Below are 20,890 nucleotides of genomic sequence, written 5' to 3' on the forward strand. Positions count from 1 at the left end.
TGAATCATCGTGGTAGGCAATACCCCCGTAGCTCTCGACTCCCTGCCGTGCGCGCGTGAACTCCTGCGCGAGCTGGACTCGGACGACTCCGCGCCCCCGCTGTTCCTGATCCGCGGCCGCTCGGGCACCGGTAAATCCGTGCTGCTCGGTGCGGTGCGGGCCCGGCTCCGGGCCCGCGGCGCACTGCTCACCGACAACCCGGACGAGGTGCTCGCACAACCGGTTCCGGCGCATGAACCCGAATTGAGCGGCGTGGTCGCCCAACTCCCCGGCACCGGACTGCCCGGTGTCTGGGGTGCGGCCCGCCCGCTCGCACGCCGGGGCGCCGCCCTGGTCGTGGACGACGCGCACAACCTGACCCCGCGAACCCTCGAAAAACTGCGCACCGCCGTGGAATCCGGCAGCTGCGCGGTGATCATCGCGGCCCGCCCGCGCCCACACGACGCCGGTCTGCGCGCGCTCACCGATCTGGTGGCCCGCCGCGGCCGGGTGGTGGATCTGCGCGCCCTGGGCGCGACCGAGATTGCCCCGTTCGCCCGTGAACTCGGCATGATGGTGCCGCGCGGCCTGGCCCAGCACATCCACAAGCAGACCGCCGGAATCCACGGCGGCGTGGTGGCCGCCCTGAGCGCCGCCTGCGCGACCCGCCTCGATTCCGGTATCACCGCCGTGGACGAGGCGGTCGCCGCCTGGGCCCGCGCCCGGCTCGACGAAGCCGACCCCGAACTGCTGGACACCTTCGTGGTCGCCGCCATCGGCGCCGGCCTGGACACCAGCGAGCTCTCCGAGGTGCTAGACGTATCGCTTGGCGCGGCACAGGATCTGGTGGACCGCGCCCGCGGCGGCGCGCTGATCACCGACGCGGACCTGCTGCTGGCCCCGGCCATCGCACCGCTGCGTACCCTGGTCGGTGACCGGCGTCTGCTCTCGGTGCAGCGCCGCCTGCTGCGCGCCCGCCTGGACGCCGGACTGCTGCGCGACCACACCGCGCTGCTGCTCGCCGAATCCGGCGTACGCGACGAGCGCCTGGCCGAATTCCTGTGCACCGCGGCGGAAAAGGCGGGCGACGAAGCCGTCCGGCACTACGCGGCCGCCGCCGCGGCGGGCGCGGATCCGGCGGTCATCGCCGTGCGCTGGGCCGATGCCGCCGCCCGCGCCGGGGACTGCGACGCCGCCCTGCGCCTGGCCGAACCGACCCTGGCCCGCGAGTCGGCGACCCCCGCCGACCTGGCCGCCGCCGTCCGCGTCTGCGCGGGCGTGTGGACCAGGCGCGGCCTGGTACCCCGTGCCGCACAGCTGTACTCGTGGCTCGGCCCCGATCGCGCGGGACCGGACTGGGCGGTCGCGGCCGCGGTGCTCTACCTCGCCGGTGACACCGCCACCGCCCGCGCACTGGCCGGCACCGCGTCCCAGTGGCCGCCCACCGAGGCCACGGCCCGCGCGGCCCTCATCGCCGAGGCGCTCGGCGATTCCGTCGCCCCGGCGGGCCTGCCGCAGCGCCGCCCGGCGGCCCGCACCGGCACCGGCATCACGGCGTTCCACGACGATTCCGATTCCGGCACGGGCCATGCCGATCCGGCGGGCGGACTTCGCACCGGCTATGTCGGCTCGCAAGCGGGCGGATCCCGCACGGCCGCCAGGTCGCTGCCGAACATCGCCGGGCCCGCGCGCCGGGATCCGGGCACACCCGGCGGGTGGGGCACGAATCCCGGGGGCGGCGGCGGAAATACCCTCCCGCAACGGAACACAGGCAATCCCGAACACATCCCGTCCGGCACACCCGCCACCCGGAGCGCGGACACGTCGGCTGGCGGCGGAAGCACGCTCCCACAGCGGAATACAGCCAATCCCGCGTACCGTTCTCCGGGCACACCCGCCGACCGGGATACCGATGCCCCGCACGCCGGTACGGACTCGGGCGCTCCCGCGTACTCCAGGACGAGCGGTCCGGCACGCCGGGAAACGAGCATGCCGCACCGGGGTACGACCACGCCGCACTGGGAATCGGCCGCACCCCCCTGGGAATCCAACCCGGTCGCGGCTACGCCCATGCGCTACGGCATCCCGCCCGTCCGGACCAGCCCGCGCGGCGGCGACTCCGTCCGAGCCGCCGCGACCGCGGCCGCCTCGGCCCTGATCCACGCCGCGCACGCGGGTGTCGGGCCGGCCGATAACGGCGGAGACCGATTCCTGCCGTGCTCGGCGGTGTCCATCGCGACCCTGCTGTGCCTGAGCATGGGCGAACCCCGGCGTGCCGCGGACGCGCTGCGCGGTGCGGCCGCCGATCCGCAGCACACGGTGCTGGCGGCCTGGGTCGCCATGCTCGGCGGCGACGAACAGTCCGCGGCGGCGGGGATCGCGGAACTGGATGTGGCGGCCCTGGATCCGCGCGATCGGCTGCTCGCGCACGGGGTGATGGTCGGTCTGGCCCGCCGCTCCGGCGATCACACCGCGCTGGTGCTGGCCTGGCAGGCGGCATACCCGCTGTTCGACGAGGTGAGCGCGGATCTGCTGGCGCTGCTGCCGATCGGCGAGCTGTGGCTGGCGGGCATCCGGTTGCGCGACGAGAGCCGCATCGCGGCGCTGGTGGATTCGGCCGCGGAGTTGCTCGGCCGCCTGGGCGATCCGCCCGCGTGGTCGAATGCCTTCCACTGGTACGCGATTCAGGCCGCCCTCGCGCACGAGAGCCCGCGCGATCTGCTGCCGCACGCGCATCGGCTCAAGGCCGCCGCCCTGGCCGGCGATCCGCAGGCCGCGGCCCTGGCCGACGCGGGCCGCACCTGGGTGCTGGTGCTGCGCGGGCAGGTCGAGCGCGCGCCGGTGGAGGCCGCGGTGGCCCGGCTGGCCGAACTCGGCCTCATCTGGGACGCCGCCCGCCTCGCCAGCGAGGCCGCCCTCGCGGCCGCGGACTCCGGCACCGCGACCGCCCTGCTGAAGCTGGCCCGCACGGTGCGCGCCCAGGCCCGCCCCTCCGAGGCGCCGGTCCGCGCGCCCGCGCCGCCCACCCCGGCTCCCCGCCCCGAACCGCTCGCGGATACGGTCCTGAGTGAACGGGAGCGGGAGGTCGCGGAGCTGGTACTACTCGGCTTGACCTACCGGGAGATCGGCGCGCGGCTCTATATCTCCGCCAAGACGGTGGAGCATCATGTGGCACGGATACGCCGTCGAATCGGTGCGAGCTCCCGTTCGGAGTTATTGTCAATGCTGCGCGCCATGGGTCACGGATCCCTCCTCGTATGACCCGGGCGCGAGCGGGACCCGGACGCACCGAGTGAGGTAACGAGGATGGCCACTGGGGTGGGCCTGCGGATAGCCGACGACGAATCCGTCGTGGCTGTCCTGACCGGCGATGATGCCACACTCCCGGTGCACTACATCGTGCGCGAGTCGGTGCTGCACATGTCCGATGACGGGGACGCCGTGCTCGGCGGCGACCCGCCGGAATCGGGCGCGCATTCGATTCGCGGCTTCGTCACCGCCGTCGGCGACCCGGCGGGCATGCCGGTGGACGAGGGTGAGGCGTATCGCGCCGAGGACCTGATGGCCACCGCGGCCTTCTGCCTCATCAATCTGGCCGCCGATCTGCTCGAGGGCCCCGCCGAGTTCTACGCCACGCATCCGACCGGCTGGCCCGAAGCGAACGTGCGGGCGCTGCGCGAGGCCCTGGACTACCTGGGTCTCAAGGCCGTGGTGCTGGTCAGCGAGCGCGACCTGCCGCAGTCCTCGGCGGACGACACCGCGAAATCCTTCGCGCACAACGCCGCTCGCGCGGCCCTGGCCGCGGTGCTGGCCACCCCGGCCGGCGTGACCCCGCCCGATCCGACCGCGAGCACCCAGAATTCGGCCGAGGTGACCGACATCCTGCCCGCGGTGTCCAAGCACGCGCCGCTCGCGCAGGCGTATTCGGCCGCCATCCCGGTGGCGACCACCGCCGAACCGGTGGTGGCGCCCGCGGCGGTTGCCGCCGCGTCGCCCGCCCGGGATCGCGGATCACGCGGGCCGTACATCATTGCCGCCGCGGCCGCCCTCATCGGTTTGCTGCTCGGTGGCCTGGGGGTCGCGACGGTGTTGCGACCGGACGAGGAGCAGCCCGGCCCGCCGCGCGGCGAGGTCGCCTCGCAGCCGTCCATGACCGCGGGCGCGGTCCCGCCGCTGACCCCCGCGCCCGACGCCGCCGTGCCCCCGGTCTCCGAGCCCGCCGAACCGCCGCCGGCCACCACGACCGCACCGGCAACCACCGCCGAAACGGCTCCGCCGACGGCGATTCCGGACACCACGCCCCCGAGCACGACGCGGCCGCCGGTGACGACCCAGCAATATCCGCCGCCGCTGTTCGAACTTCCGACTCCGCCGCCGGTGCAGAATCCGTGGCCGCAGTATTCGCGATGATTTCGTAGAGACCTTTCCGGGCTTGTGCCCTAAAGTGATGCGCTGACCGATGTTCCGCACGGTAACCGGACGGTCGGTCTGCTGGTGCACTACGAAGGGACTCCATGCGCAAGTTCTCGGCGCGCCGCGCCTCGGTCCGAACAGCAAGCCTCGCTTTCGTTTCGGCCGTCCTGGTCAGTCCCTTGCTGGCGGCGTCACCGGCCGCCGCCGATCCCGCGGCCGATGCCCTGCCCGCCGAATTGGTGCAGGCGATTGCGCGCGATCTGAAGATGTCGCCCGCCGAATATCTGGATCGCGCGGCCAAGGCTCAGGAATTGCGGAACTACGCAAAGGAATTCCGGGCCGAACGCCCCGACGAGTTCGCCGGCGCCTGGATGGGCACCGACGGCAAGCCGGTCCTGGCGGTCACCTCCCTCGATGCCGCGCGCGTGGTCGCCGCCGACGGCTACCAGACTCGCCTGGCGCCGATCAACGCCGACAATCTCGAGGGCTCGCTGGACCAGCTGAACAACTGGATCACCAGCATTCCGCGCGAGATCTCCGGCGCCATCAATTCGGTCGCCATCGACTTCCTCAACAGCCAGCTGGTGGTGAGCGTCGCCAATACCCCCGGCGGCCATCTGCTCAACCTGCCGACGCTCATCGCCAATATCAAGGTGGTGCTCTCGCCCGACGGCGGCGGCCCGGTGGAGCGCAGGCCCATGGGCGGCGACACCTACATCAGCGCCCCGACCGCCCTCGACGATTCCGCGCTGCACAGCGTGGACGTGTGCTCCTTCGGCTTCAACAGCGTGGACAACGCCGGCAACGCCCTGAATATCAGTGCCGGACACTGCAATCCGAATCTGGGCAAGGCGAACGAGCAGGCCGAGGTCTACCTGCCCAACGTCCGCAACCTGAGCGCGAGCCCGCAGGTCGGCACCTTCGTGACCACGCAGCTGGGCGGCCGCTCCGCGCTGGACTACTCGGTCATCCGGCTCAACGACACCGCCGTGAACGCCGGCATGGATCAGCCGTCGGTGCGCGGCGCGAACGGCACCACCCTCACCCTGACCGGCGTGGCCGACCCGATCACCGGCGCGCCGGTGTGCAAGTCCGGCCAGTCCTCGACCTTCACCTGCGGCTACGTCGTGGCCGATCGGGTCGAGACCCAGCTGTACACCGCCGAGGGCCAGTCCAAGACGGTCCGCGGCTTCGCCAGCAGCGCCTGCACCCTGGGCGGCGACAGCGGCGGCGCGATCGTGTCCGGCACCCGCGCGCTCGGCATCACCAGCGGCTCGAACGCCGCCGACGCGCCGAACTGCAACGAGGCCAACACCGCACTCGCCTCGTACGGCGGAACCGCGACCCTGGGCATTCCGATTCGGGCGATCCTGGCCGATATCGACGCCAACTCCGGTGGCGGACTGGGCAGCGGCATCCAGGTCAGAACCCGTGCCTGATCTGCCTCCGCTGCGCTCCGGCGGTTCGCGGCCCTCGTAACCCGGTTCTTCCCTCCCTCCGCTCCTCCGCTTCGCTCCCCCGCTCCACTCGGTCCAGAACCGGGCGGGCCGCGAACTCGGAGGTGAGGGCGGAATTAGGGGAGACCGGGTTTCGGTTGCCGTCCCGCCGAGTTCGACTCGAGATCCGATCAATCGGTCACGCTGATTGTTAGCCCTTCGCATACCGAATCGTCACCGGGGAATAAGTAGGCATAACGGTGCGGACACCATATAGTCGGCTCATGCTCCTGCCACGTATGCGCTATTCGTCGCCGCCCGTGAGCCGCAGGCCACGGTCCCTCGTCCGCAACGCAGCCATAGCGGCCACCGCGCTGCTGCTTGCCGGGCCGCTGGCGGCGAGCGCACACGCGGAACCCGCGACCCCGGATCTGCCCGCCGAACTCGTGCAGGCGATCACCCGCGACCTCAAGATCTCGCCGCAGGACTACCTGGCCCGCGCCGATCTCGCCCAGCAGGTGGCCGCCTTCTCGGCGACCGCGCAGCGCCAGTTCCCGAACGTCTTCGCCGGCGCCTGGCTCGACGAGGCCGGTCGCGCCGTGGTCGCCCTCACCGGCGGCCAGGACTCCGACGCCGCGCGCAAGGCCGTGCAGGAGGCGGGCTTCACCACCAAGGACGTCGCCAAGAGCGAGTCCGTGCTGCGCAGCGAGAAGAACGCCTTCCAGAAGTGGCTGGACGAGCAGCCCGCCGATGTCGCCAAGGCCGTGCGCGGCGTGGCCATCGACACCATGAACAACAGCATCGCGGTGCGGGTGGATCAGCCCGGCCTCGCGCTGCCGAGCTTCGTCGACCCGGCGCGCGTCATCGTCAGCTCGGTGCCGCCCACCGGCAGCGAAGAGGCCAATGTCCAGCAGGCCGGCGCCATCGCCGGTGAGGGCGGGCGCCCGCTGGCCGGCGGCGACGGCTACGCCTCCATCGCGGGCCGCATGTCGCTGCGCTGCTCGCTCGGCTTCAACGGCACCGACCACACCGGCAACGTCGTGAACATCACCGCGGGCCACTGCAACCCGAACATTCCCGCCACCGGCGGCGCGAACTCCCCCGGCGTCTTCGAACTCCAGGGCAGCGACCGCGTCGGCGGCCAGCTCGGCAGCTTCCAGAAGTCGGTGCTCGGCTCGCAGGACTACTCGATCGTCTCGATCAACGAGCAGAACCGGGACCGCTTCAGCAACAACATCGTCCGCGTGCCGAACGCCGCCCCGATCTCGGTGACCGGCGTGGCCGTGCCCGTCGTCGGCGCTCCGGTCTGCAAGTCGGGCTCGCGCACCGGCTTCAGCTGCGGCGTGGTCAACGCCATCGATCAGTCGGTCCAGGTCGGCGACCGCCTGCTGACCCAGAGCTTCTCCGCCAACATCTGCGCCCTGCCCGGCGACAGCGGCGGCCCGATCGTGACCGGCACCCTGGCCCTGGGCATCTCCAGCGCCTCCTCGGTCGCCGACTACCCGATCTGCGAGATCCCCAACCTGATCGGCCTGATCACCGGCAACGCCCCGCAGCTGTTCGCGCAGCCGCTGAGCACGGTGCTCTCGGACAACCCGGGTCTGCGGGTTCGCACCAGCTAGGACATATCGGGTAGGAGCTTCGACGAGGCCGGTAGCGATTGCGCTACCGGCCTTTTCGGTTCCCGGGCCGGTCGCCGCGCCCCGTGGGGCAGTGCGGTGGTGGCGAGTCGGCGGCGCCGGGGCAGGGGTCGGCCCGACGACGTCCGGCATGCTGGAGGCATGTGTTTGGTGTTGCTCGGGTGGCGGGCGCATCCGGAGTATCGGTTGATCGTCGCCGCCAATCGGGACGAGTTCTATACGCGTCCAACGGAATCGTTGCGGTGGTGGGACGAGGTGCCCGGGCTGCTCGCCGGGCGCGATCGCGGGGCGGCCGGGCCGCTGCCCGGAACCTGGCTCGGAATGGACCGCGACTCGCACCGTTTCGCCGCGGTGACCAATGTGCGCGGGCCGAACGAGCGGCGGCCCGACGCCCGCTCGCGCGGCGCGCTGATGATGGACTTCCTGAGCGGGGACGCCGATTCCGAGAAGTTCGCCCGCGCGGTGGCGAGCGCCCCGGACGAGTACAACGGCTTCAATCTCGTGGTCTCGGATCTGAACACGCTGTGGTGGCAGGGCAATCGCAGCGGATTGGGACCGAAGGAACTGACGCCCGGGTTCCACGGACTGTCGAACGGGGCCCTGGCCGCCTCCCTGACGCCCGAAAACGATCTTCTGACCGCCGGGGTCGCACCGGTGTGGCCCAAGGTCCGCAGCGGCGTTCGCGGGCTGCGCGAGGTGGTCACCGCGAACCCCGGCGACACCGAGGCCTACCTCACGCTGCTGGCCGACCGCACCCGCGCCGCCGACGACGAACTGCCCGACACCGGCCTCGGTCTCCGGGGCGAGCGCATCAACTCCTCGCGCTTCATCGCCAGTCCGCTGCACGGGACCCGCTGCAGCACAGTCCTGCTCGTGCGCGAGGACGGCGGCTTCGAGATGACCGAGCGCAGCTACGGCCGCTTCGGCCGGCGCGTGGGCACCGCGTCGTTCCGGGGACGGCTCGAACTGCCCGCCTGAGCCGGCGCGACATGCCCGGGCCGCATCACGAATTCGGCTCGATACGGCCCCGGAAGAACACGAACGGCCCGCCCCGACGAGCGGGCGGGCCGAGACGCGCTGTTACCGAACTGCTGCCGGACTACTTCGCCCAGCGGGAGGTGCCGTCGGGCGCCTGCATGGTCTCCATCAGCTCGACGCCGCTGGCCAGCAGCGCCGGGCCACCCACGGCGATGGTGCCGAGGATGCCGCCGATGCCGAAGCCCGCGACCAGACCCGGGACACAGCCCGCGACGATGGTCACGACGCAGCCGACAGCCGCGCCGACCGCACCGCCGATGAACGAGCCGATGCCGGTCGCGAGACCGAACTGGGTGGAGAAGTTACCCATGGCCCGCTGGTTCTCCTCGGCGGACGCGATGGGCTTGGCGACCAGGGTCGCGGTGCCGGGGGTGAAGTTGGCCGGCTTCTCGGGAACGATCTCGAGAACGCGGCCGTCTTCCTTGATCTCGGACTTGACCGGGATGGTCACCCCGGCCACGTTGTAGGCCAGCGGGAACGTGATCACGGTGGCGCCCTGCGTGTCCTTGACGTTCACCAGGGTGGTCTTCGGGTCCTCGGGGGTGAGGCCCGGCTGCTCCTCCAGCTGGAAGATGCCGTTCTTCAACGTCGACACGACGTTCTTGCCGTCAACCAGCTTGGTCGAGTAGCTGATTCCCGCGTTCGCCTGCACGTCCAGCACGGGGGCGGGCTCATCGGCGTGGGCAGAAGTCATCCCCATGGTCATTGCGCCGATGACCAAGGCAGCCGCCGCAGTGGTGCTGCGAAACTTCATTCGGTTTTTCCAATCCGTCATCAGGTAATCCGCTGTCCGCATCTTCGCCACGCGAGGCCCGTTGGCTTCCCTCAGGCCCTGCCTACGCGCGAAACGGCGAACTCTCCCCGAGCATGTGAAGATGCGCACAGACTTCGGACGACGTGAGCTTAGTCGAAGCAACCTCCTGAAGCGAGATTGCTTTCACCCTGAATCAGAAGAGGTTTCGAAGTAAGCCTGCCCTTTGTTTCATTCCGGATTTGCCGGGATTTACGGTGTGGGAACACGCTGGACAGCTAAGTTACCGGCGAGTAACTTACTGTTCGTTAGGATACAAGCCACCAGGACGGAACCCGTCCGCCCTCGGAGAGCTTGTTGAACCGGTAGAAAGGTCGCGACATGAATGCCCTGACAGTGACACTGGGCACGATTGGGGCGGTGCTCACAATCTTCTGTTGGGCATCGCTGATCGGCGGCGCACGCAGCATCGTGCGCACCATCATGGTCGGCCAGTCCGCACCCGACCGGTGGCGGCCGTTCGTCCCGCGTCTGAAGACAATGCTGGTCGAGTTCCTCGCGCACACGCGCATGAACAAGTTCCGCACCGTCGGCTGGGCCCACTGGCTGGTGATGATCGGCTTCCTGGCCGGCTTCATCCTCTGGTTCGAGGCCTACGGCCAGGTCTTCAACCCCGAATTCCATTGGCCCATCATCGGTTCGTGGGGCATCTACCACTTCGTGGACGAGGTGCTGGGCATCGGCACCGTGATCGGCATCGTGACGCTGATCATCATTCGCCAGCTGAACCACCCCCGTAAGCCCGAGCGCCTGTCCCGCTTCAGCGGCTCGAAGTTCGCCCCCGCCTACGTGATCGAGTCCATCGTGCTCGTCGAGGGCCTGGGCATGATCTTCGTGAAGGCCGGCAAGATCGCGACCTACGGGCACTCCACCACCTGGTCCGACTTCTTCACCGAGCAGGTCGCCAAGCTGCTGCCCGCGAGCCCGACCATGGTCTCGATCTTCGCGCTCATCAAGCTGCTCTCCGGCGCGCTGTTCCTGCTGCTGGTCGGCCGCAATGTCACCTGGGGTGTTGCGTGGCACCGCTTCTCGGCGTTCCCGAACATCTACTTCAAGCGCGAGGCCGACGGCGACGTCGCGCTGGGCGCGCTCAAGCCCATGATGTCCGGCGGCAAGCCGATCGACATGGAGACCGCGGACCCGGACAACGACACCTTCGGCGTCGGCAAATTCGAGGACTTCTCCTGGAAGGACATCCTCGACGTCACCACCTGCACCGAGTGCGGCCGCTGCCAATCCCAGTGCCCCGCATGGAATACCGGCAAGCCGCTGTCCCCCAAGCTGCTCATCATGTCGCTGCGTGACCACGGCTACGCCAAGGCCCCGTACCTGCTGGCCGGCGGCCGCAAGGACATGGGCGGCGACGAGATCGGTCTCGTCGACGCCGAGGGCAAGCCCAACGAGGCCGCGCTGGCGAAGATTTCGGCCGAGGCGCGCGCGGAGGCCGAGCGTCCGCTGGTCGGGCACGAGGATGTGAACGGGATCATCGATCCCGAGGTGTTGTGGTCGTGCACGACGTGTGGTGCGTGTGTGGAGCAGTGTCCGGTCGATATCGAGCATGTCGATCACATCATCGACATGCGCCGGTATCAGGTGTTGATCGAGTCGGAGTTCCCGTCCGAGCTCGCCGGGTTGTTCAAGAACCTGGAGAACAAGGGCAATCCGTGGGGTCAGAACGCCAAGGACCGGTTGAACTGGATCAACGAGGTCGATTTCGAGATCCCGGTCTACGGCAAGGACGCCGACAGCTTCGACGGGTACGAGTACCTGTTCTGGGTGGGTTGCGCCGGCGCGTACGAGGACCGGGCGAAGAAGACCACCAAGGCCGTCGCCGAACTCCTGGCCACCGCGGGTGTGAAGTTCATGGTGCTGGGCCAGGAAGAGACCTGCACCGGCGACTCGGCGCGTCGTGCGGGTAACGAATTCTTGTTCCAGCAGTTGGCGATGCAGAACATCGAGGTGTTGAACTCGTTGTTCGAGGGTGTGGAGCAGGCGAAGAAGAAGATCGTCGTCACGTGTGCGCATTGCTTCAACGCGTTGAACAACGAGTACCCGCAGGTGGGTGGCACCTACGAGGTCGTGCACCACACGCAGTTGCTGAACCGTCTGGTGCGGGCCAAGAAACTGATCCCGGTGTCCCCGGTCGCGCAGAACGTCACTTACCACGACCCGTGCTACCTGGGTCGGCACAACAAGATCTACGACGCCCCGCGTGAACTGATGGAGGCTTCGGGTTCGAAGCTGCTGGAGATGCCGCGCCATGGTGAGCGGTCGATGTGCTGTGGCGCGGGTGGTGCTCGTATGTGGATGGAAGAGCAGCTCGGTAAGCGCATCAACGTCGACCGTGTCGATGAGGCATTGGATGCGTTGAACGGCGGTAACGAGCCGTCGATGATCGCGACCGGTTGCCCGTTCTGCCGCGTCATGCTCACCGACGGTGTCACCGCCCGTAAGGATGGTGGCGAGGTCGGTCAGGGTGTCGAGGTCGTCGACGTCGCGCAACTGATGCTGCAGTCGATCGACCGGATCGACGCGGCCGCGATGACCGAGAACCTGAAGGTCATCCAGGTCCCCAAGGTCGAAGAGCCCGAGGCTGTGGCCGAGGCGGCTCCGGCCGAGGCCAAGGCCGCACCCACCGGTGGCGGTCTGGGCATGAAGGGCGGCTTGAAGGCTCCCGGTGGCAAGGGTCTGGGGATGAAGGGTGGTCTCAAGGCTCCGGGTGCGAAGGCTCCCGCCGCCGAGACCGCGCCCGCGGCAACCGATTCGGCGGAGGCTCCGGCCGCGCCGACTCCGGCCAAGGGTGGCCTGGGCATGAAGGGCGGACTCAAGGCTCCCGGTGGCAAGGGTCTTGCCATGAAGGGCCCGGCCAAGGCCCCCGGCGCGAAGGCCGCGGCCCCCGCCGCCGCCGAAACTGAGTCCGCGGCAACGGCTCCCGAGGCATCGACGGCTCCGGCTGCCCCGGTCAAGGGTCTGGCCATGAAGGGCCCGGCGAAGGCCCCCGGTAAGGGTCTGGCGATGAAGGGCGCCGCCAAGGCACCCGGCGCGAAGGCGGAAACCCCTGCGGCTCCGGCGGAATCGGCTGCGGCCGAAGCCCCGGCCACCGCGGCTCCGGCCGCCGAGGCTCCCGCCGAGGCCAAGCCGTCCATCGCCCCCAAGGGCCTGGCCATGAAGTCCGGCCTCAAGCGGCCCACCGCCAAGGCTCCCGGCGCAGCGGCTCCCGCCGCTCCGGCGGCTCCCGCTGCTTCGGCCGAGGCACCCGCTGCCGAGGCACCGGCCGCCGAGGCACCCGCGAATGCGGCCCCGGCATCGGCGGCTCCCGCCGAGGCCAAGCCGTCCATCGCGCCCAAGGGCCTGGCCATGAAGTCCGGCCTCAAGCGGCCCACGACCAAGGCGCCCGGCGCGGCCGCTCCCGCCGCTCCGGCGGCTCCGGCCGCCGAAGCGCCTGCGGCACCGGCTACTTCGGCTCCGGTCGAAGAGGTCGCGGAGGAGGTGGCGGCTCCGGCCGAGACCACCGCTCCCGAGACCAACGGCACCTCGGCCGCCAACGGCACCGAGGCGAACGGCACCGAGGGCAACGGCGCGGCCAATCCCCCGGCCGCCAAGCCCGGTGGGCTCGGCTTCAAGTCCGGTATGAAGGCCCCGGGCAAGAAGAACTGACCCGCACCGCCTGACCGTCGAGGGCGCGCTACCACCCCGGTAGCGCGCCCTTCGCGTTTTCGCGCGCCCGCCCGGACACCGCACCGAATGCTGATCTTCAGCCAGTCGTCGTTAATCGTTGGCAAACGCGTGGGCGGGTTTTCGCCCATACTGCAAGGTATGACGGAAACGCGGGCGGTGCGGGTGGAGATCGGCGTGGAGTCGCTGGCCGGGGTGCGGATCGCGGAGGCGGCGGGGGCGGATCGCGTCGAGTTGTGCACCGGGCTGGCTGTGGGCGGACTGACACCGAGTGCGGCGTTGATCGAGGCAGCGGTGCTGGAGGTCGTCGACACCGAGGTCCACGTCCTGATTCGGCCGCGCCCGGGCGACTTTCGGTACACCGCCGAGGAAGTGGCGATCATGCGCGCCGATATCGAGCTCGCACGACGGGTGGGCGCGCACGGCGTGGTGATCGGGGTGCTGGACGAGCGCGGAAATCTGGACGCCTCGGCCAACGCCGAGCTACTGGCCGCCGCGGACGGTCTCGAGGTCACCTGTCACCGGGCTTTCGACGTCTGCGCCGATCCCTTCGCGGGCTTCGACCTCCTGCTGGAATCGGGCTTCACCCGGCTGCTCACGTCCGGCCGGCAGGACTCGGTGCTGGACGGCGTACCGCTCATCACGCAACTGGTGAACCTGGCCGACGGGCGCATCGACGTGATGGCCTGCGGCGGCGTGCGCGCCGACAACGCCCGGCGCGTGATCGAGCTGACGCACGTGCGCGATCTGCATGCCGCCGTGCGCGTTCCGGTCCCGGAGTTGCCCCATCCCGATGCCGAGGTCTCCTTCGCCGAATTCGGCGCACCGCGCGGCTTCGATCATTTCGTCACCGATGCCGACGGCGTGTCGGCGCTCTGCGTGGCGGCGCGCTCGACGGTCTGAATTCAGCGTTTTCCCAGCTACTTACGAGTCAGGTTTGCTGTGCGCGAACCGAAGTTTGCTGTGCGCAACGAATTTTCGATCTTCTGAGCTAGGACGCTTGACCAAAGCGTTGCCGAACCATATCTTTTAGAGCACGATTCTGCTTCAAAGTGATCCAGATCACGTCACAGCTATGTCACGAGACAGCGTGCGGGCCCCCCGCTGCCTCACTCTCGCAAGGAGTTTCACGTGGTTAGTAGAAGACTGTCCATTGTCGGGGCCGCCCTGGGCATTTCGCCCATTCTGGCACTGTTGCCCGCCGGTGACGCCCAGGCGCACGGCTACATCACGACCTTCAGCAGACAGGCCCAGTGTGCCGCGGGCACGGTGTCCTGCGGCGCCATCAAGTACGAACCGCAGAGCGTGGAAGGCCCCAAGGGCCTGCGCAATTGCAGCGCGAACCTCGGCCAGTTCGCCGACCTGGACGACGATTCCAAGCCCTGGAAGGTCCAGTCCGTCGGAAAGACAGCGACTTTCAGCTGGACGTTCACCGCCAATCACCGGACGCTGAACTGGGAGTACTACATCGGCGACACCCGGCTCGCGGTGTTCGACGGCAACATGCAGCAGCCCGCGCAGGGCACCTCGCACACGATCGACTTCGGCAATTTCACCGGCCGCCAGAAACTGCTGGCCATCTGGAACATCGGCGACACCGCCGCGGCGTTCTACTCGTGCGTGGACGTGCAGATCGGCGGCGGCGGCGGAAACCCGCCCACCACAACGCGTCCCAGCACGCCGCCGGTGACCACGGCGCCCACGACCGTGCCGCCCACCACGAAGCCGCCGGTCACGACCAAACCCCCGGTCACCACGCCGCCCGCGACCACGCAGCCGCCGGTGACCACCACCCACCACCATCCGACGACCACGATCCCGACCACCACGGACAAACCGGCGGGCGACGAATGGCGGGTCGGCGGCAAGTACGCCGTCGGTGACGTGGTGACCTATCAGGGCAACCGATACCGGTGCCGGCAGGCACACACGGTGTACGACCCGAATTGGATGCCGACCGCGACCCCGGCGCTGTGGCAGCGACTCTGATCGCCCGCCCGGCCCGGTGAGAACGCTGCGAGAGTGGTGATCCAACCCCGGAACACCACTCTCGCAGCAGCTTTCGCGCCGATTTACCGGACGCCGGTGAGCCGCGAACGCAATGCGGGGGGCATCGCTCCGGACCCGGAACCTGGCACCACGATGAACCGGAATTCTTGGCAATTGCAGAGCAACTCGAACCGCACGGTCACCGTACTCGATCACACCCCCAACCGTCCGCTTCCACACGCCCAGCGTGTCAGCGAATTCGGCGTTCGCACCGCCCGCCCGTACCCGCCACGTGCCGCAGCGCCGGATGCGAATCGGACGATTCGAACGAAAGCCCCGATCAGGGCCTGGAGTGCCTGCCCCCGCGCGGTCGCGGCGGATCATCCGGGTCCGTCGGCGTATTCGGCTGAGCCGCATCGCTTCCCGGTCCCCAGCCCGCACCGCGATCCGGGCGCTCGCCCGCACCGGGTCCGGGCGCGGAGTTCCACGGATCGAAGTCGCTCGGCGCACCCCCGGCCGGCCGGGGCTGAATCGGGTTGGGCGGCAGCGGCCTCGGATACCCGCCGGTGATCGGGTGCCTGGGGTCGGTGACATCCTCCGGACTGCCCGCCGCCGAATTCGCGCGCAGGGACCAGGGCGCCGGCGGCTGGTCCGGATTCGGCCCCGGACCCGCGTACGGCGGATTCGCCTGCGGCGCATCCGAAGGCGACGATCCGGCGCCGGGCCGGTCCTTGCGCAGCGACGCACCGGTGGACGGTGCGCCCGCACCCGTGGCGCGCGGGCGGCGCGACCCGCCGGTGGCGCCCGTTCCGCCCTCCGCGAGCGGGCGTTTCGTACCGGCGCCGGCTCGTGCGCCCGCCGTTCGGCGGGCGCCCGCACCCGAGCGGACCGGCGCCGGCTTGCGGCCGAACGGCCGGGCCAGCATGACCGCGATGGCCGTGGTCAGCGGTACCGAGAGGGCGAGCGCGATGCCGCCCACCGCGGAACGCGCGATCTCGATGCCGACCGCGTCGCCGGTGAGCACGTCCTTGATCGAGCGCCCTGCCACGCTGAACAGCAGCAGCAACGGCAGCGCGCCACCGGCGTAGGCGAGCACGAGGGTGTAGACGGTACTGGCGATGTGGTCCCGGCCCACCCGCATGGCGGAGCCGAAAATGCTGCGGCGCGTGGCCTTCTCGTCCAGCGCCGCCAGCTCGAAGGCGGCCGACGCCTGGGTGATGGTCACGTCGTTGAGTACACCGAGCGAGCCGATGATGAAGCCCGCCAACAACAATCCGGTGATGCTGACGTGCTGCAGGTAGGTGGCGACGTTGGTGTTCTGCTCTTCGGACAATCCAGTCAGATGGGTCATCTCCAGGGCGACCCAGGACAGCACCGCGGCCAGCACCATGGACGCGAGGGTGCCCAGGAGCGCCGAACTGGTCCGCAGATTCACCCCGTGCGCCAGATACAGCACCGCGTAGAGGATGAGCGCGCCGGAGACCAGCGCGACAGGGATCGCCGGTTTGCCGTCCAAAAGTGCTGGGAGCAAGAACTTTACGACGACGCCGAAGGCGAAGACGAGCCCGATCAGCGCCCGCAGGCCGCGCCAGCGCGCCACCGCGATGATCACCACCGCGAAGATGATCACGATGATGGTCAGCGGCAGCCCGCGCGCGTAGTCGTCGAAGGAGTACATGGGCGCGCCGCTGGCGTCGGTCTGCCGCACGATGCGCAGCGAATCCCCGACGTGCAGCTGCGGTTGCCCCGGGCCCTTGGCGATTTCGAAGAGGGTCTTGTTGCCCTCGTGCGGGCCGGAGTCGATGGTGATGATGCTGCGTTCGCAGGTGTAGGAGTTGTTCCGCGGCGGCAGCGGCTCGTCGGCGAAGACCCGGCCGATCGACGGACTGCCGCAGGCGCCGATGTCCTGCATGACGACGGTGCCGCCCTCGGTGGTGACCGCGCCGCCGCCCGCGCTCTGCATGGGCAGCGGGATGTCGACCTGTTGCGCACTGGGCCACAGCCATACCAGACCGGCCACGACCAGCACGCCGATGACGGCGAGCAAGCCGACGACCACGCGGGCGGCGGTCGCGCCGATCGCTAGTGGTCCCGAATGGTCGTGGGAATGATGATGGTGATCGCTCACTCGGGGAGCCTAAACGACAATCGTTCTCGAAGTACGAAGGGCTGTCCCGAGGCGGGACGGAGAAGTGGGAGGGGGCGGCGGAGAGCAGGGGGATGTCTCCGCCGCCCGGGGATCGGCGGCCCAGGGGGGGTAGGCCTGCCAATCCAGGACCGGACGGCCCAGGGGGGGTAGGCGGTCCGGTCGGGCACCTGAGTGCCAAGGCCTACTGTACACAAAAGGCGGTTCTTTGCGCTAGCTAAGTCTCTAAAAACCGAACTTTTTCGTACCAGCGGTTTGTTTTCGGCCGTGTCACTTGTGCGCCACTGGTCAAATGCCCAGTTCAACCCTATTGACGGTAGCCCGCCAGGAAGTTACCGAACCGCTCGATGGCCACCGACAGGTCCCGCGCCCACGGCAGCGTGACGATCCGCAAGTGGTCGTGATGCGGCCAATTGAAGCCCGTGCCCTGCACCATCAGGATCTTCTCCTGCAGCAGCAGATCCAGCACCAGCTTCGAATCGTCGTGGATCTCATGCACTTCCGGGTCCAGTCGAGGGAAGGCGTAGAGCGCGCCGCGCGGCTTCACACAAGAGACACCTGGGATCGTGTTGAGCTGCTCCCACGCCACGTCCCGCTGTTCGAGCAGGCGGCCGCCGGGCAGGATGAGGTCCTCGATGCTCTGATGCCCGCCCAGGGCCACCTGGATCGCGTGCTGCGCGGGCACATTCGGGCACAGGCGCGAGGAGGCCAGCAGCGAGATGCCCTCCAGGAACCCCTCCGCGTGATCCTTCGGACCGGTGATCACCAGCCAGCCCGAGCGATAGCCCGCGACCCGGTACGCCTTGGACAAACCGTTGAACGTCAGGCACAGCAGATCCGGGGCCAGCGACGCCAGCGAGACGTGCTTGGCGTCGTCGTAGAGGATCTTGTCGTAGATCTCGTCCGCGAGCAGCAGCAGCTGGTGCTTGCGCGCGAGATCCACGATCTGCTGCAGCACCTCCGTCGAATACACCGCGCCCGTCGGATTGTTCGGATTGATCACGACAATGGCCTTGGTCTTGTCGGTGATCTTCGATTCCATGTCGGCGATGTCGGGCTGCCAGCCGTTGGACTCGTCGCACAGGTAGTGCACCGGCGTGCCGCCGGCCAGGCTGGTCATGGCCGTCCACAGCGGGTAGTCCGGCGCGGGCAGCAGCACCTCGTCACCGTTGTTCAGCAGCGCCTGCATGGTGATCGTGATGAGCTCGGAGACGCCGTTGCCCAGGTAGACGTCGTCGACATCGAATTCCGGGAACCCCGGGACCAGTTCGTAGCGGGTGACGATCGCCCGGCGCGCGGGCAGTATGCCCTTGGACTCGGAATAGCCCTGCGCGTACGGCAGCGCCGCGATCATGTCGCGCATGATCACATCGGGCGCGTCGAACCCGAACGGCGCGGGGTTGCCGATGTTCAGCTTGAGGATGCGGTGCCCCTCCGCCTCCAGCCGTGCCGCGTGCGCGTGTACCGGACCCCGAATTTCGTAGACGACGTTCTGGAGCTTGGTGGACTGCTCCAAGACGCGCGGGGACCGGTGCGGTAGGTGACTGGAAGGGCTCACCCGACCATCGTGCCAGTTCCGCGTTCCCGCCACCCCGGGACCCGGCCGCGTGCCGCCCACCGGCCCGTCTACCGCCCGGCGTCCGGGGGCAGCATGCCCTTGGCCGCGGTGGTGCCGCAGAACTCCTCGATCCGCTCGTCCAGCCGCCGGGCCTCGCCCGCCTCCCGGAACTCCGGGCGGATCAGGCGCTGGCGCAGCCCGGTCAGGCGTTCCTCCAACTGGGCGATGCGCTTGTCCTCGTCCAGGCGCAGCACCGGTTGCAGGGCCTCGGCCGCGCCGTCCAGGCTGCCGTTGATCAGGTGCGCGGCGGCGCTGTCCACCCGCGCCAGCGACTCGGCGCCGTAGGACCGCTGCTCGGTGGGCCCGTTGGCGTACAGGTCGATGGCCCGTTCGGTCGCCGTGAGCGCGGGCTGGGCCTGGCCGAGATGGATGTAGGTCGCCCCGGCGTAGTAGTGGCTCTTGGGCTCGTTGAACCCGAACACGCCGCCGACCTCGTCGTGCAGGACGTCGTTGCCCGCGGCGCCCTCGCGGGCGGCCTCGGCCGCGCGGATGCAGCGCTCGGTGTCGGCGACGCTGCCCAGCTTGGACCAGATGCGGGCCTCGATGTTGTGCAGGCGCACCCGCGCCGTCACCGATTCCGCGTACTGCTGACCGCTCTGGGCCAGCAGCACCGCGCGCCGCGGGCGCTCGGACCAGTACTCGATGAGCGCCTGCATACCGCGGGTCCAGGCGCGTAATCCGTTGTGCTCGCACAGTTCCGCGTACGCCCAAGCGGCCCTTGCCTGTTCGCCGGCGGCGTCGACGTAGCCGAGATCGGTGCTGGCGTTGGCCAGCAATCCGGACAGCGTCCCGGCCAGCAGATACAGGTGCCCGGTGTCGGCCGGGCGTTGATGACCTTCGAGCAACCGGTAGACGCGGCGGCGCACCCGCAGCATCTCCACCATCATCGGCACCGGTGGCACGTGCACGTAGTCGTTCGCGATTCGCGTGACGTCGGCGTCGAGCTGCTCCAACATGGTCGCTCCCACGTTGGTGCTCTCCGCTCTGCCGGCATGGTCGCTCGCTTCATGAGCAGCCGCCATGATCAGATCCCTCTCCGAAATCGCCGCTAACGCATCACCCCGCATCGCACCCGAATCCACGAGCGCCAGCAGTTCCGCGTCGCTGGAATAGCTGGCGGCAGCCGCGGTGGGTTGCCCGGTGGGGGAACCTCCTTGGCGCGCATCGAAGTCCGGCACGGACGGCCGATCGATCAGGGGCTGGTCGATCAATGCCGCGAACCGTGCCCGAACGATCTCGTCGGACCTGGCGAGGGAAGTATCGAGAGCGGCTTGATTGACGGGACGGGGATGTACCCGATTCCCCCCGGCCTCCCACTTCGAAACCAGGCGTTCGTGCACACCCAAATGTGCTGCGAACTCCCGAATACTCATTCGTTTGGCATCGCGGAGGGCACGGGCCTCTTTACCTGACCACTGCCGGACCACGATGTCATCCTTCCGAACGAACTCCGATGTCCAGGGTACGAGCGAGAACCGGCCACGGCCACAGCCGAAACCCAGCTGGTACCAGGCTTTATACGCGTCGGCAATAGAGGCAGCGAAAGGGCAGTGTAAGGCGGGTGTGCGGGCATACCCACCCGTCCGTAAGAACCGCGACCCTGGAGGCGGAGGTAAGGGAGCGGGTGTTGAACGCGGACAAGCTGAGAACGGTGCAGGACTGGGTGTCGTACTACCGGCACGAAACCGGTCTCCCGGTCGCCGAGCGCGGCGGCTTCGTCATGCTGCCCGTGACCGGTCATGTCGCCGTGGTGCATCTGCCCGTCGCCCGCGCCGAAAAGGTCCGCACCGCACTGCATCAGCACCGGCGCACCGGGCCGATGCTGGCGCGCCAGATTCGCTGGAGCTTTCTGGCCGAACCGGATTCGCGGCCCGGCGTGCAGATCATGGAGGCGCTCAATCGACTCGACGTCGGCATACCCGCCGTCGGCAGCGCGGTCATGCTGCCCACCGGCCTCGGCCGGTGGACGCGGGAGGGCTGCCACTGGGTGGTACCTCCCACCCGAGAACTTCAACTCCCACCCCTGTCGGTGATAGTCACGACAGCTCTGGCGGTGGGAAGCGGAAGCGAGGACTGAAACGCAGCCGGCCCTCGCACCGGCGCAGGCGCGCGCCGGAATCCACCGAGTCCGCCCCTTTCTGGCAG

12 protein-coding genes and 1 pseudogene are annotated in these 20,890 nt (G+C 69.2%); 9 read left to right on the forward strand and 4 right to left on the reverse strand.

What is annotated here, in order from left to right; genetic code table 11:
* The first annotated feature begins 9 nt into the window (after nt 1-9).
* The 5 genes from ACFVBH_RS31485 to ACFVBH_RS31505 all read left to right on the forward strand — a co-directional run bounded on the left by ACFVBH_RS31485 (nt 10) and on the right by ACFVBH_RS31505 (nt 8,446).
* Nucleotides 10-3,240 (forward strand): LuxR C-terminal-related transcriptional regulator, encoded by a 3,231-nt coding sequence (locus ACFVBH_RS31485; RefSeq protein WP_379007218.1) that lies wholly within the window; start codon nt 10-12, stop codon nt 3,238-3,240.
* A 45-nt stretch (nt 3,241-3,285) separates the two neighbouring features.
* Entirely contained in the window at nt 3,286-4,389 is a 1,104-nt protein-coding gene (locus ACFVBH_RS31490; RefSeq protein ID WP_354991381.1) for a hypothetical protein, read from the forward strand.
* 104 nt (nt 4,390-4,493) lie between these two features.
* On the forward strand, nt 4,494-5,831 hold the full coding sequence (locus ACFVBH_RS31495; RefSeq protein WP_379007222.1) for a S1 family peptidase: 1,338 nt from the start codon (nt 4,494-4,496) through the stop codon (nt 5,829-5,831).
* A 281-nt stretch (nt 5,832-6,112) separates the two neighbouring features.
* Complete coding sequence (locus ACFVBH_RS31500) at nt 6,113-7,450, forward strand: S1 family peptidase (RefSeq protein ID WP_354991379.1); 1,338 nt, start codon at nt 6,113-6,115, stop codon at nt 7,448-7,450.
* Between the two features lie 159 nt (nt 7,451-7,609).
* Nucleotides 7,610-8,446 carry an NRDE family protein gene (locus tag ACFVBH_RS31505; protein ID WP_379007226.1) on the forward strand — a complete coding sequence of 279 codons (837 nt, stop codon included), beginning with the start codon at nt 7,610-7,612 and terminating at the stop codon, nt 8,444-8,446.
* Nucleotides 8,447-8,567: 121 nt separating this feature from the next.
* Here the strand turns inward: ACFVBH_RS31505 and ACFVBH_RS31510 are convergent, their stop codons facing one another.
* Nucleotides 8,568-9,200 carry a hypothetical protein gene (locus ACFVBH_RS31510; RefSeq protein WP_354991377.1) on the reverse strand — a complete coding sequence of 211 codons (633 nt, stop codon included), beginning with the start codon at nt 9,198-9,200 and terminating at the stop codon, nt 8,568-8,570.
* 438 nt (nt 9,201-9,638) lie between these two features.
* On the opposite strand from ACFVBH_RS31510, the gene ACFVBH_RS31515 reads away from it, so the two are divergent.
* The 3 genes from ACFVBH_RS31515 to ACFVBH_RS31525 all read left to right on the forward strand — a co-directional run bounded on the left by ACFVBH_RS31515 (nt 9,639) and on the right by ACFVBH_RS31525 (nt 14,981).
* Complete coding sequence (locus ACFVBH_RS31515) at nt 9,639-12,974, forward strand: (Fe-S)-binding protein (RefSeq protein ID WP_379007231.1); 3,336 nt, start codon at nt 9,639-9,641, stop codon at nt 12,972-12,974.
* 159 nt (nt 12,975-13,133) lie between these two features.
* A complete protein-coding gene (locus ACFVBH_RS31520; protein ID WP_379007234.1) occupies nt 13,134-13,895 on the forward strand; it encodes a copper homeostasis protein CutC in 762 nt (253 codons plus the stop codon).
* 228 nt (nt 13,896-14,123) lie between these two features.
* Nucleotides 14,124-14,981, forward strand: coding sequence for a lytic polysaccharide monooxygenase (locus ACFVBH_RS31525; protein ID WP_354990928.1), 858 nt, complete (start codon nt 14,124-14,126; stop codon nt 14,979-14,981).
* Nucleotides 14,982-15,846: 865 nt separating this feature from the next.
* Here ACFVBH_RS31525 and ACFVBH_RS31530 read toward each other — a convergent pair.
* The 3 genes and pseudogenes from ACFVBH_RS31530 to ACFVBH_RS31540 form a co-directional block, all read right to left on the reverse strand.
* Nucleotides 15,847-17,109 (reverse strand): annotated as a pseudogene (locus ACFVBH_RS31530) (YibE/F family protein); the annotation flags it as partial.
* 325 nt (nt 17,110-17,434) lie between these two features.
* Nucleotides 17,435-18,685, reverse strand: a complete 1,251-nt coding sequence (locus tag ACFVBH_RS31535; protein ID WP_354990927.1) for a pyridoxal phosphate-dependent aminotransferase — start codon at nt 18,683-18,685, stop codon at nt 17,435-17,437.
* A 68-nt stretch (nt 18,686-18,753) separates the two neighbouring features.
* Nucleotides 18,754-19,956: an XRE family transcriptional regulator gene (locus tag ACFVBH_RS31540; protein ID WP_379007238.1), complete on the reverse strand. Its 1,203-nt coding sequence runs from the start codon at nt 19,954-19,956 to the stop codon at nt 18,754-18,756.
* 413 nt (nt 19,957-20,369) lie between these two features.
* Between ACFVBH_RS31540 and ACFVBH_RS31545 the strand changes: the two genes are divergently transcribed.
* Nucleotides 20,370-20,822, forward strand: a complete 453-nt coding sequence (locus tag ACFVBH_RS31545; RefSeq protein WP_379007241.1) for a hypothetical protein — start codon at nt 20,370-20,372, stop codon at nt 20,820-20,822.
* Nucleotides 20,823-20,890: the final 68 nt, after the last annotated feature.

It is taken from the genome of Nocardia sp. NPDC057668 (assembly GCF_042799795.1).
In the GTDB taxonomy this organism is placed as follows: domain Bacteria; phylum Actinomycetota; class Actinomycetes; order Mycobacteriales; family Mycobacteriaceae; genus Nocardia.